Annotated in this window: 10 protein-coding genes; all 10 read left to right on the top strand. The window is 44.0% G+C overall.

What is annotated here, in order from left to right; genetic code table 11:
* Nucleotides 1-21 precede the first annotated feature (21 nt).
* The 10 genes from murD to ACYUCY_RS10495 all read left to right on the top strand — a co-directional run bounded on the left by murD (nucleotide 22) and on the right by ACYUCY_RS10495 (nucleotide 12,113).
* The gene (gene murD, locus ACYUCY_RS10540; protein ID WP_460226447.1) at nucleotides 22-1,401 is read left to right on the top strand and encodes a UDP-N-acetylmuramoyl-L-alanine--D-glutamate ligase; all 1,380 of its coding nucleotides are present in this window, start codon (nucleotides 22-24) and stop codon (nucleotides 1,399-1,401) included.
* Nucleotides 1,398-2,612 (top strand): putative lipid II flippase FtsW, encoded by a 1,215-nt coding sequence (gene ftsW / locus ACYUCY_RS10535; protein WP_460226446.1) that lies wholly within the window; start codon nucleotides 1,398-1,400, stop codon nucleotides 2,610-2,612. The genes murD and ftsW overlap by 4 nt, the downstream gene beginning before the upstream one ends.
* The gene (gene murG, locus ACYUCY_RS10530; protein WP_460226445.1) at nucleotides 2,609-3,682 is read left to right on the top strand and encodes an undecaprenyldiphospho-muramoylpentapeptide beta-N-acetylglucosaminyltransferase; all 1,074 of its coding nucleotides are present in this window, start codon (nucleotides 2,609-2,611) and stop codon (nucleotides 3,680-3,682) included. The genes ftsW and murG overlap by 4 nt, the downstream gene beginning before the upstream one ends.
* Nucleotides 3,675-5,096, top strand: coding sequence for a UDP-N-acetylmuramate--L-alanine ligase (gene murC / locus ACYUCY_RS10525; RefSeq protein WP_460226444.1), 1,422 nt, complete (start codon nucleotides 3,675-3,677; stop codon nucleotides 5,094-5,096). Before murG ends, murC begins: the two co-directional genes overlap by 8 nt.
* Nucleotides 5,097-5,117: 21 nt before the next feature.
* On the top strand, nucleotides 5,118-6,071 hold the full coding sequence (locus tag ACYUCY_RS10520) for a D-alanine--D-alanine ligase (RefSeq protein ID WP_460226443.1): 954 nt from the start codon (nucleotides 5,118-5,120) through the stop codon (nucleotides 6,069-6,071).
* Nucleotides 6,068-7,000 (top strand): cell division protein FtsQ/DivIB, encoded by a 933-nt coding sequence (locus tag ACYUCY_RS10515; protein ID WP_460226442.1) that lies wholly within the window; start codon nucleotides 6,068-6,070, stop codon nucleotides 6,998-7,000. The genes ACYUCY_RS10520 and ACYUCY_RS10515 overlap by 4 nt, the downstream gene beginning before the upstream one ends.
* Nucleotides 7,001-7,097: 97 nt before the next feature.
* Complete coding sequence (gene ftsA, locus ACYUCY_RS10510; RefSeq protein ID WP_460226441.1) at nucleotides 7,098-8,333, top strand: cell division protein FtsA; 1,236 nt, start codon at nucleotides 7,098-7,100, stop codon at nucleotides 8,331-8,333.
* A gap of 61 nt (nucleotides 8,334-8,394) precedes the next feature.
* Nucleotides 8,395-9,567 (top strand): cell division protein FtsZ, encoded by a 1,173-nt coding sequence (ftsZ, locus tag ACYUCY_RS10505; RefSeq protein WP_460226440.1) that lies wholly within the window; start codon nucleotides 8,395-8,397, stop codon nucleotides 9,565-9,567.
* Nucleotides 9,568-9,933: 366 nt separating this feature from the next.
* Entirely contained in the window at nucleotides 9,934-10,845 is a 912-nt protein-coding gene (lpxC, locus tag ACYUCY_RS10500) for a UDP-3-O-acyl-N-acetylglucosamine deacetylase (protein ID WP_460226678.1), read from the top strand.
* A gap of 332 nt (nucleotides 10,846-11,177) precedes the next feature.
* Nucleotides 11,178-12,113 (top strand): M23 family metallopeptidase, encoded by a 936-nt coding sequence (locus ACYUCY_RS10495; protein ID WP_460226439.1) that lies wholly within the window; start codon nucleotides 11,178-11,180, stop codon nucleotides 12,111-12,113.
* The last annotated feature ends 13 nt before the right edge of the window (nucleotides 12,114-12,126 follow it).

The following is a 12,126-nucleotide window of genomic DNA, read 5'->3' as shown; positions in this document are numbered from 1 at the left end:
GCAATTCGTCGCAGGCAGTTTGTGAGTAAGTTAATTGCTAGCAGCCATTTAACGGCAATAGTTGGCATGGGTGTCACGGGTATTTCAGTTGCCCGATTTTTAAGTAGGGAAAACAAAAATTTCATCATGTTTGATACCAGGCAAGAGCCCGAAAATCTACAAGCCTTTATTCAGGAGTTTCCCGACGTCCCGTATGTGCTCGGTGATCTGTCAGATGAAAGTTTAATGAATGTGAATGAAATCATTTTGAGCCCTGGGTTGGATATCAAAGAACCCGTATTGCAAAAAGCGATCGAGCGAGGTGTATCAATAGTTGGTGATATTCAGCTTTTTATCAATGCAATAGATAAGCCGCTAATTGCGATCACCGGTTCAAATGCAAAAACTACTGTTACCACCTTGGTGGGAGAGATGATCGCTGCTGCTGGAAAAAAAGTAAAAGTGGGTGGAAATATCGGCGTGCCCGCTTTGGACTTGCTTGGCGACCCAGAAGAAGAGACTGATTTTTTTGTGCTTGAGTTGTCGAGCTTTCAATTGGAAACAATTCGCAAAACTAATGCTGAAGTGGCGACGATTTTAAATTTATCTGCGGATCATATGGATCGCTATGCTGGACTAGCTGAGTATCACAAAGCTAAACAGCGAATTTATTTTGGCGCAAAGAAAATTGTACTCAATCGCGATGATCCACTCACGCAGCCTCCTATCGCTGCGAACGTAAAAATAACCAGTTTTGGTTTGTCGGCGCCTGATATTGGACACTTTGGTTTAATTGAAGAAAGTGGGACGACTTATATCGCATTTGGACTCAAGAAATTAATGCCAGTTGGCGAGCTAAAAATTGTTGGTAAGCATAACTACGAAAATGCATTGGCGGCATTGGCGGTGGTTTGGTCTTTGGGCTTAGAAATTGAACCGGCGTTGCAGGTACTTAGATCATTTATTGGCTTGCCGCATCGATGTCAATTGGTAGCTAGCGTAAACGGTGTTGTGTTTATAAATGATTCTAAGGGCACAAATGTTGGTGCGACGCTCGCGGCTATTGAGGGTCTTTCTAGTTCAAATTCTCGCTTAGTGTTAATCGCTGGTGGTGAAGGAAAAGACGCGAATTTTAAGCCTCTTATTCCTGTATTTAAAGAACATGTTGCTGCGCTAATTAGTATTGGCCGAGACGCGTCACTGTTAGAAGACATTGCGCAACAAGCCGGAGTTGTTTCACAGCGAGCTGATAATCTAGAGCAGGCGGTGTCGTTGGCGTATGCCAGCTGTGGAAAAAATGACACGGTTTTATTGTCGCCCGCTTGTGCAAGTTTCGATATGTTCAAGAACTACCTTGATCGCGGTGAAAAGTTTATCGCAGCGGTGAATGACTTAGTTCAACAAGGCGGTCCATTGCAATGATGCAAATGTTGACCAATCCAATCTCTCAACATGATTTGCGATTACCAACGCGATTTGAAATGGATTGGGTCTTGTTGGGTTTGGTTTTTACATTGGCATCTATTGGGGTTTTGATGGTGGCATCAGCCTCAATGAGTCTTTCTGAATCCTATTACGAAGACCCTTGGTACATGTTGAAGAAGCATTGCATTTTGTTAGCGATGGGTACCATCGGTGCAGCAATTATTGCATCAATTCCGATACGATTTTGGCAGCAGTATGGCTGGGTGCTTTTACTACTGACTTTTATCTTATTGGCTTTAGTACTTGTCCCCGGGATTGGCCGGAGAGTTAACGGTAGTCAGCGTTGGTTTGTATTTGGCCCGATATCAATTCAAGCATCAGAAGTAGCGAAATTATTAATGGTCATGTTTTTTGCGAGTTATCTATCGCGACGACACGAGGAATTGAAAACAAGTTGGCAGGGCGTTGTGAAACCGATGGCCATTTTGTGTGGGGTCGTTTTGTTACTTCTACTGGAACCTGATTTTGGTGGATCGGTTGTGCTAGCTGGCGCGGTCTTCGCGATGATGTTTATCGCTGGAATGAAATTATGGCAATTCGGCATACTCATAGCGCTTGCTTCTTCCGCAATGGCAATGGTCGCTTTTTTTTCACCTTATCGCTTACAAAGATTAATTACTTTTTTGGATCCATGGGCAGATCAATACAACAGCGGCTATCAGCTTACGCAGTCATTAATCGCGTTTGGACAGGGTGAGTGGTTTGGTGTTGGTTTGGGTCGTAGCGTGCAGAAATTGTTTTATTTGCCTGACGCGCACACTGACTTTATTTTTGCAATTATCGCCGAAGAGTTTGGTTTGATCGGTGCAATCGTTGTTGTTGCTTTGTTCGCGGCAATTATCTACAGAATGTTAAAGCTTTCGAAGCGCGCGATGTTACACAACAATGGCTTTGTTAGCCTAGCGGCCTTTGGTATTGCGGTTTTATTTACAACTCAGGCCTTTATTAATATGGGCGTGGCATCTGGATTGCTGCCGACTAAAGGGTTAACGCTTCCATTTGTTAGTTACGGTGGTAGTAGCATATTAATTTCATGTGCATTTATAGGAATTATCTTGCGTTTAGACTGGGAATTACTTGCGAGTCCGACCAAAACTCTGAGTACTAAAGTTAAAACTGCTAAGAGCAAGAGTGGGCGTGCGCGATGAATAAGCCCTTGAATATTTTGGTGATGGCAGGCGGAACCGGTGGGCATGTGTTTCCAGCGCTAGCTGTTGCGAATCAATTGATTGCACGCGGAATGAATGTCGAATGGCTCGGTACGAAAAACGGCATCGAAGCGCAGTTAGTTCCGCAAGCAGGCATCACCTTGAATACGATCGACATCGTGGGCTTGCGAGGGAAAAACTTTTTGACTTGGGTAAAGCTTCCTTGGGTTTTGTTGCGAGCAGTGTGGCAGGCACTCGCCGTTATTAAAAAGTTTAAACCCAACGTTGTTTTAGGTTTAGGGGGGTTTGCGTCAGGTCCCGGTGGCTTGGCTGCAAAACTTAGTGCGAAACCTTTGGTGATACACGAACAAAATGCAATTGCAGGTACAACAAATAGATGGCTGGCAAAAATTGCTGATCGTCGCGCAGTTGGTTTTCCCAATAGTCTCAAAAAAGCGGAGTGGGTTGGGAATCCTGTAAGGCAGGAGTTTTATGAATTAAAGGCAGTGTCGGACAACAAAACGAAATCCGAAAAACGCAATGTATTGATCTTAGGTGGAAGTTTGGGCGCGAGAAAACTTAATCAACTATTACCTCTTGCTTTGCAAATAATGGATGAAGCGGTGCGGCCGAACGTTTGGCATCAGACAGGAAGCCAACACATCGAGTCAACGACTGAAAGTTATCAACGCACTGGTCTTAACGCCAAGGTTGTTTCGTTTATTGATGATATCGCGGAGGCTTACGATTGGGCGGATGTCGTGGTTTGCCGCGCGGGTGCTTTGACAGTCGCTGAAATTACCGCAGCTGGCGTCGCAGCGTTGTTAGTGCCGTTTCCTTTTGCGGTCGATGATCATCAAACAAAAAATGCTCAGTGGCTGGTTGAGAACAACGCCGGTATTTTATGGCAAGAAAATCAATTAACGCCTGAAGTACTCGCGAAAGAGTTATGCGATTTATTGAAATCAAACGATCGTTTAGATCAGCTTGCCGAAAATGCTCATAAATTGTCGATGCCAAATGCTGCAACGCGTGTAGCGGAGATTTGTTTGGAGGTCGTCAATGGCTGATTTAATTGCGGCGAATGTGCCCGAGATGCGACGCATTAAACGCATTCATTTTATCGGCATTGGCGGTGCGGGTATGAGTGGTATTGCTGAAGTGCTGGTAAACCAAGGTTATCAAGTTTCGGGTTCCGACTTAAAAGAATCATCGACAACGTTGCGACTAGAAAGCATGGGGGCAAAGGTGTTTTTGGGCCATCGTGTTGAGAATGTTCAAGGCGCTGACGTCGTCGTGAATTCTACCGCTATCGATGAAAGCAATCCGGAAATTGTTGCAGCCCGTGAACAGAGAATTCCTATTGTAAGACGAGCGGAAATGTTAGGCGAGCTGATGCGTTATCGGCACGGTATCGCCGTCGCCGGAACTCACGGTAAAACAACGACAACAAGTTTACTTGCGAGTATTTTTGCTGCGGCAGAACGAGATCCCACTTTTGTCATTGGTGGCTTGTTAAATAGCGCAGGTACCAATGCGAAACTAGGCGCTAGTCGGTATTTGATTGCAGAAGCGGACGAGAGTGATGCGTCATTTTTACATTTACAGCCTGTAATCGCGATCATTACTAATATTGATGCCGATCACATGGATACATATGAAGGTGATTTTTCAAGGCTGAAAAAAACCTTTGTAAGCTTTTTACATAATTTGCCCTTTTATGGTTTGGCCGTGGTATGTGGTGATGATCCTAATGTTCAGGAAATTTTAGAAGAAATTTCGCGTCCAATTTTGACCTACGGTTTTGGTGAGGAAAATGATTTTCGTGCGATTGACGTTGTGCAAGAAGAATCAAATACCCGATTTAAAGTGTTGCGCCCAGAAAATTTAAAGCCCCTAGAGATTCAACTAAATATTCCCGGTATGCATAACGTGTTGAATGCGACGGCAGCGATAGCGGTGTCGACTGATGAAGGACTTGACGATGAGTCAATTAAAAATGGTTTGGCAACGTTTTCTGGTGTGGGCCGGCGCTTTCAGGTTTACGGTGAATATCCTGTTAATAAGGGTGCAGCGATGTTGGTTGATGATTACGGTCATCACCCCAAAGAAGTATCGGTGACAATAGATGCTATTCGCGCAGGTTGGCCACAACGAAGAATTGTAATGGTTTTTCAGCCACACCGTTATAGCCGTACTCGAGATCTATACGAAGATTTCGTTGATGTTTTATCGCGAGTTGATGTTCTGATAATGCTAGAAGTTTATAGCGCGGGTGAACCAGCCATTGCCGGTGCCGATAGTCGGCATTTATGCAGAAGTATTCGTACGCGAGGCCAAGTCGATCCAATTTTTGTTGAAGGTATCGATGGTGTGCCAGCAATAGTCAAAGATATTGTTGATGCTGGAGACATTGTTATTACGCAAGGCGCTGGGAATGTTAATGCTCTGGCCGTTGAATTATCAAAACGAAAATTACAGTAAATTTTTTAAGAATAGAAAACTATGAATACTGACAGCCGACAAATACAAGTGCCGATCTCCGCAGCTGAGCGAAGTGAGTTTGGTCGTGTTGGTGTTTTGTTTGGCGGTGACTCTGCGGAAAGGGCCGTGTCTTTGGATTCCGGTGCAGCGGTTTTGAAAGCTTTGCTTGAAGCCAATGTTGATGCAGTTGGTATTGATCTGACTCAAGACGCGGTTTCTCAAATTGTCGACGCTAATATTGATCGTGTTTTTAATATGCTGCACGGTGTTGGCGGTGAAGACGGTCGAATCCAGGGTTTGTTACATTATTTAAAACTTCCTTATACCGGTAGTGGTATCCAAGCTTCGTCGTTATCCATGGATAAGCTACGTACAAAGCAACTGTGGCAGGGGATTGGTTTACCCACGCCGGCATTTACTTCGTTAACTGAAACGAGTAACTGGCAAGATGTTTTAACGACATTGGGCGGTAAGGCATTTGTTAAGCCGGTGAACGAAGGTTCTAGTATTGGAATGGGTTCTGCGGCTTCAGCGGAAGAATTAAAGGCAGCCTTTTCGAAAGCGCGAGAATATGACGAAACGGTGATAGCGGAATCTTTGATAACAGGCCCAGAATTTACCGTTGCGATTTTAAACGGTGAAGTACTACCTCCGATAAAGCTGGAAACAGATAATCAATTTTACGATTACGATGCAAAATATATTTCAAATGAAACTCGATATTTTTGTCCTTGTGAATTATCTCCAGAGAAAGATCAAGAGTTGCGAGCCCTCGCTTTATCCGCCTTTGAAAGCTTAGGTTGTAAGGGCTGGGGTCGCGTTGATCTTATGAGTAATTCTGATGGGGAGTTTTTTTTACTGGAGGTGAATACGGTTCCAGGCATGACAAGTCATAGTTTAGTACCGATGGCCGCAAAAGCAGCGGGTCTAAGTTTCGAAGCGCTCGTCGTTAATATCCTAAAGGAGACTTTATGAAAATTTTAAGTCCCTCAAAAGGAAAACCGAATCTAGACACCTCAGAGACGAGAACCAAAAATGCGGTAGGTCGGCATTACAGAAAAGAGAATACAGCAGATAAAAAAAATATCACCAAAAAAACTGCGAACAGAAATGGTGCTTTACGAAACTCTAAAGGTTCGTCTGCAGCAAGATTTGAGTTCACCCAGTATTTCGTAAGAATGTTTCTGGTGGTTTCTGCGGCTTCGTTGGTGTGTGTGGCAGTGTATGTTGGCAATGGGTTTATGGAAAAGGCTTCAGCTCGTCCCATCAACCATATTTCTGTGGAAGGGAAATTTAAATATTTGTCTAAGCAATCGGTATCTGAAATTGTTAGTCCAATGATCGAAGATGGTTTCTTACAGTTACCGCTAGAAGAAATTAAGTCTTCATTAGAAGAAAACCCATGGGTTCAGCAAGCGATTGTCAGTAGACGTTGGCCAGATAAATTTTATATTTCGATAACCGAAGAACAACCAATCGCTCGCTGGGGAAAAACGGGATTTCTAAACCAACGCGGCGACATTGTCGTTGTTGATCAACACGGTTTTCTGAATGACTTGCCTTTACTATCGGGAAATTTAGGTCAAGAAAAATCAATCATGTTGTATTACCAGCAGCTAACACAATTGCTTAGGCCTTACGATATGCAAATAGCTGAATTTTATTGTGACGAGCTAATGTCTTGGCATCTAACTTTGGGTAGCGGCTTGAGCATTACTATCGGTAAAGATCAGGTAACGGAAAAAATACAGCGTTTTTTGGATGTTTATAAACGCTCATTGCAAGTACAGATCGACAATATTGCGGGTGTTGACCTTCGGTATGGTAACGGCTTATCTGTGCAATGGAAGCAGCAAAAAGATGGGATGTTGGCGTCGCATAGTGGTTCTTTTCCCAGCTTATAAAACTATGACAATAAAGATCGTGAAGGAATTATTCGAATTTTTTTTAAAAATTTAAATGAAAAATCGGATAGAACGAAGAACTTAAGAGGCGGAACAAATGGCAAATGCTAACGACAACAGAATGATTGTGGGTTTGGATATCGGAACATCCAAAGTCGTTGCTATTGTTGGTGAAATCGCTAGCGATGGCGGAATCGAGATTGTGGGAATTGGTTCGCATAGATCTTCCGGCTTAAAAAAAGGTGTCGTTGTAAATATTGAGTCAACAGTGCAGTCGATTCAGCGGGCTGTTGAAGAGGCGGAACTAATGGCCGGTTGTCAGATTCATTCCGTTTACGCAGGAATTGCCGGCAGCCATATTCGCAGTTTAAATTCTCACGGCATTGTTGCGATTAAAGACCGCGAAGTTTTTGCGCAAGATGTGGATAGAGTTATAGATGCAGCACAAGCAGTTGCCATTCCAGCGGATCAAAAAATATTGCACATCTTACCGCAAGAATATTTGATCGATGAGCAAGAGGGCGTTAAAGAGCCACTTGGTATGTCAGGGGTTCGCTTGGAAGCGAAAGTGCATTTGGTAACTTGCGCGGTTAACGCTGCACAAAATATCGAAAAATGTATTCGTCGCTGTGGTTTAGAAGTTGACGACGTGATTCTAGAGCAGCTTGCCTCGAGCTATGCAGTATTAACTGAAGACGAAAAAGAGCTTGGCGTATGTATGGTAGATATTGGTGGCGGCACCACTGATATCGCAATTTTCACTGAAGGCGCGATTCGCCATACCGGTGTTATTCCAATCGCGGGTGACCAAGTCACTAACGACATTGCGATGGCTTTAAGAACGCCAACGCCGCACGCGGATGAAATTAAAATTAAATACGCTTGTGCACTCGCTAAATTAACTGGGCCAGACGAAACGATTAAGGTTCCTAGTGTCGGCGACAGAGCACCGCGAGATTTGTCGCGTCAAGCTCTCGCAGAAGTTGTCGAGCCGCGTTATGACGAATTATTTACTTTGGTACAAGCAGAATTAAGACGAAGTGGATTTGAAGATTTATTAGCGGCTGGGGTCGTACTTACGGGCGGTACTTCGAAAATGGAAGGCGTTATTGAATTGGCTGAAGAAATTTTTCATATGCCAGTACGTTTAGGTGCGCCGACCAACGTGAGAGGCCTAAAAGACATTGTTGATAATCCAATTTATTCAACGGGCGTTGGGTTATTAATGTACGGATTACAACAACAAGGCGGTAAGCCGAGCAGCAAAATAAACAAATTTTCGGGGAACACTTGGTGGGAAAAAGTAAAAGCTTGGTACCAAGGAAATTTTTAAAGACTTACACATTATTTAAATTTATTTTTAAAATTAATCATCTAGCTCAGAGGGATTTATTATGTTTCAACTAGTCGATAACGTACCACAAAATGCGGTAATCAAAGTCGTAGGTATTGGCGGCGGCGGCGGTAACGCTGTTAAACATATGATTGACAATCAAGTGGAGGGCGTAGAATTTATTTGCGCAAACACAGATGCGCAGGCATTAAAAGATATTGATGCACGCACGGTTTTACAGTTAGGCAGCAACATGACAAAAGGTTTGGGTGCTGGAGCAAATCCTGAAATCGGTCGTCAAGCGGCGATGGAAGATCGCGAACGCATCGCGGAAGTTTTACATGGTGCCGATATGGTATTTATTACCGCCGGCATGGGCGGCGGCACTGGTACTGGTGGTACGCCAGTTATTGCCGAAGTTGCGAGAGAACTTGGAATTTTAACTGTCGCGGTGGTTACCAAACCTTTCGTATTTGAAGGTAAGAAACGTTTAGCAATTGCGGAAGAAGGTATTCGCGATTTGAAAGATCGCGTCGATTCATTGATTACGATTCCAAATGAAAAACTTTTGTCGGTACTTGGAAAAGACATGAGTTTGCTTGATGCCTTTAAAGCGGCGAACAATGTGTTGTTAGGCGCTGTGCAAGGAATTGCAGATTTAATTATTCGTCCTGGAATGATCAACGTCGATTTTGCTGATGTTCGAACCGTTATGTCAGAAATGGGAATGGCAATGATGGGAACTGGGCGAGCCGTTGGTGAAAACAGAGCGCGTGAAGCCGCTGAAGCAGCGATCCATAGTCCTTTGTTAGAAGATATCGATCTGCAAGGCGCTCGTGGAATATTGGTGAACATTACTGCGGGCATCGATTTAACTCTCGGAGAGTTTTCTGAAGTGGGTGATACAGTTGAAGAGTTTGCTTCAAGTGATGCGACTGTTGTGGTGGGAACTGTTATTGATCCAACGATGTCTGACGAACTACGCGTTACGGTAGTTGCAACAGGTTTAGGTGCTGCAGGTGTTCAGAAATCACCGGTAGAAACTAAAGTGGTTGTTGATAATACCTTAAGAAAAACAGGACAACCTGATTACAGTAGTTTAGATCGCCCAACTGTGTTGAGAACACAAGCTGCCGCCGCTTCTTCAGCTCGACCTAAAGTTCAGACGCAAATCGATGATAGTGAGATGGAGTACTTGGATATTCCAGCTTTCTTGCGTCGCCAAGCCGACTAAGCATTGGGTAGGTTTCGGGTCTTAACTTGAAATAAAGCAAGGCGTATTGGGCGAGTATTTATGTGACGGACGACAAAACAGCCGTCTTATCTATAGGTGGCGTCCTTGCAGCGATAATATTTGATTTTCAAACCTATTCTTTACGTTGTAAGTCATTGTTTTAATGGATAATGTTTCTGATTTGATCAAGACGATCGTGGATTGTATAGGTAAAAAACGTGTGCTAGCACAAAATGTTAGTTAGTACTAGCACTTAAGTATTGGTGGATTGTGTTTTTTCTGTTAGCATTGCCGGCCTTTGTTTCACGGCCTTATGCTTTCGAACTAGAGAGTTAAAAAGGAAGCCCTTTGAGAACCAGCAAAATAATGATTAAGCAGCGAACACTGAAGAACGAAATCCGCGCTACTGGCGTTGGTTTACACACTGGTCAAAAAGTCTTGCTGACTTTGAAGCCAGCAGCCATCGATACCGGGATCACTTTTCGGCGCGTGGACCTCGACCCTGTAGTAGAGATCGAAGCGACCGCTGCAAATGTTGGTGATACGACATTATCGACTTCCCTGATGAAGGGTGACGTTCGTGTTTCGACTGTGGAACATCTTTTGTCGGCGTTGGCTGGCTTAGGAATTGATAACGTTATTGTTGAAGTGAATGCCTCAGAAGTGCCAATTATGGATGGCTCTGCTGGACCTTTCGTATTCTTGATACAGTCTGCCGGAATAGTCGAACAGCAAGCGGCTAAAAAGTTTATCCGAATTAAAAAACCGATTACGGTATCTGAAGGTGACAAAAAGGCAAGTTTTCTCCCTTTTGATGGCTTTAAAGTGAGTTTTTCGATTGATTTTGATCATCCAGTATTTCGTGATCGAAAGACCGAAGCCGTCGTCGATTTCTCTAGTACCTCCTTTGTAAAAGAAGTGAGCCGAGCTCGTACCTTTGGATTTATGCATGAGTTTGAATACTTGCGCTCAAAGGGTCTGGCGAAAGGCGGCAGTATGGACAATGCAATTGTCGTCGATGAATATCGAATTCTGAATGAAGATGGTTTGCGTTATCAAGATGAGTTTGTCAAACATAAGGTCTTGGATGCTATTGGCGATTTGTATTTACTAGGAAATAGCCTGATTGGAGAATTTAGGGCTCATAAATCTGGTCACGCGCTAAACAATAAATCCCTACGTGAACTCATTGCTCAAGAAGACGCATGGGAAGTCGTGACTTTCGAAGACGATTCCGCAGCGCCCATTTCTTACATGCAACCAATCTTAGCGGTCTAATCTCGACCGCTTGTCTAAACTCTGAACAGCTCGGCTCAGATACTTGGAAATACCCCAATCCCTGTGCCATATTTCTAGAAACCGGTCTCATTTTCACGGCAGCTTAGGCATCTGTGTGATTTTTTGTGCCACCAACGATTCACATAGTATTCACATATAAGCTATGCTTGCGCGTCTACTCGCCAGCAGGTATTGACGACTAGAAAACGTACAAAATTCAACCGGTTGGTGGTGAATGTTTACTATCAAGGAAGATCAGGATTAGGGATGAGTTAGCAGTAAACGAACTATGATTTCGTTTTAGGTATATACAAGAGAATTCGTGTAGAGATATGAAGGTTATCCTCGTCAGCAAGCGTAATGGTCGAACCCGCAGTTTTACACTGGGCAGTTGGACTCGTGGTTTATTATCGATCTGCATGCTCGGCACTCTCACTTGCTTTGGTGGTTTCGTTTACGTTTATGTTGAGCAGCAAGGCGAGAATAACGATGTTTTTACTAATAAATCCGCCAAAGCCTGGAACGAAGCCCTCGACCTGCAAAAATCTGAAGTTCAAGAAACTAAGCGTCAGGCTCAAGAAAGACTGACCGCCCTAACATTACGTGTTGCAGAGTTACAAGCGCGGCTGGTAAGGCTGGATGCTCTTGGCGAGCGCCTGACTACCATCGCAAAACTAGATCAAGGCGAATTCGACTTTAGTCAGGCTCCAGCCCTAGGTGGCCCTGAAACTGCGTCTGTTGGCGAAGCTTACACCCCTCCAGATTTTCTTAATATTATCGATACCCTAACGAACCAGATTGAAGATCGCGAAATTCAATTAGCGACACTGGAAGCGTTATTGGCTAAACAGAAACTCCAAGATGATATTTTCATCGCTGGGCGACCAGTTAAAAAAGGCTGGATGTCATCGCGATTTGGGCGTCGAACCGATCCGTTTAACGGCCGTGTTGCATGGCACGAAGGCGTGGATTTCGCAGGGAAATTGAATTCAGATATTGTTTCAGTTGCTGCCGGCGTCGTCACTTGGTCTGAAGAACGCAGTGGCTACGGTATTATGGTTGAGATCAATCACGGAGGTGGTTTCTCGACAAGATATGCGCATTGTTCTGAAAATTTAGTTCAGGTCGGTGATGTTGTTAAAAAAGGGCAAGTCATTGCCAAAATGGGATCAAGCGGCCGTTCAACGGGTCCTCACGTGCATTTTGAAGTCTATAAGCACGGCAGAGCAGTCGATCCTGCCTCCTATATTCACCGCGCTGCGCGCTGATTGTCCTTCCTCT

Source organism: Aurantivibrio infirmus, from assembly GCF_054767315.1.
The sequence above is the reverse complement of the archived record's forward strand: the minus strand, read 5'-3'. Positions and strand labels throughout refer to the sequence as shown.

Excerpts from the sequence above, each read along its gene's own strand:
- ftsW (WP_460226446.1), top strand. The coding sequence starts at position 1,398 with ATGATGCAAATGTTGACCAATCCAATCTCTCAACATGATTTGCGATTA.
- ACYUCY_RS10515 (WP_460226442.1), top strand. The coding sequence starts at position 6,068 with ATGAAAATTTTAAGTCCCTCAAAAGGAAAACCGAATCTAGACACCTCA.
- ACYUCY_RS10495 (WP_460226439.1), top strand. The coding sequence starts at position 11,178 with ATGAAGGTTATCCTCGTCAGCAAGCGTAATGGTCGAACCCGCAGTTTT.
- ftsA (WP_460226441.1), top strand. The coding sequence starts at position 7,098 with ATGGCAAATGCTAACGACAACAGAATGATTGTGGGTTTGGATATCGGA.
- murC (WP_460226444.1), top strand. The coding sequence starts at position 3,675 with ATGGCTGATTTAATTGCGGCGAATGTGCCCGAGATGCGACGCATTAAA.
- ftsZ (WP_460226440.1), top strand. The coding sequence starts at position 8,395 with ATGTTTCAACTAGTCGATAACGTACCACAAAATGCGGTAATCAAAGTC.
- murG (WP_460226445.1), top strand. The coding sequence starts at position 2,609 with ATGAATAAGCCCTTGAATATTTTGGTGATGGCAGGCGGAACCGGTGGG.
- ACYUCY_RS10520 (WP_460226443.1), top strand. The coding sequence starts at position 5,118 with ATGAATACTGACAGCCGACAAATACAAGTGCCGATCTCCGCAGCTGAG.
- lpxC (WP_460226678.1), top strand. The coding sequence starts at position 9,934 with ATGATTAAGCAGCGAACACTGAAGAACGAAATCCGCGCTACTGGCGTT.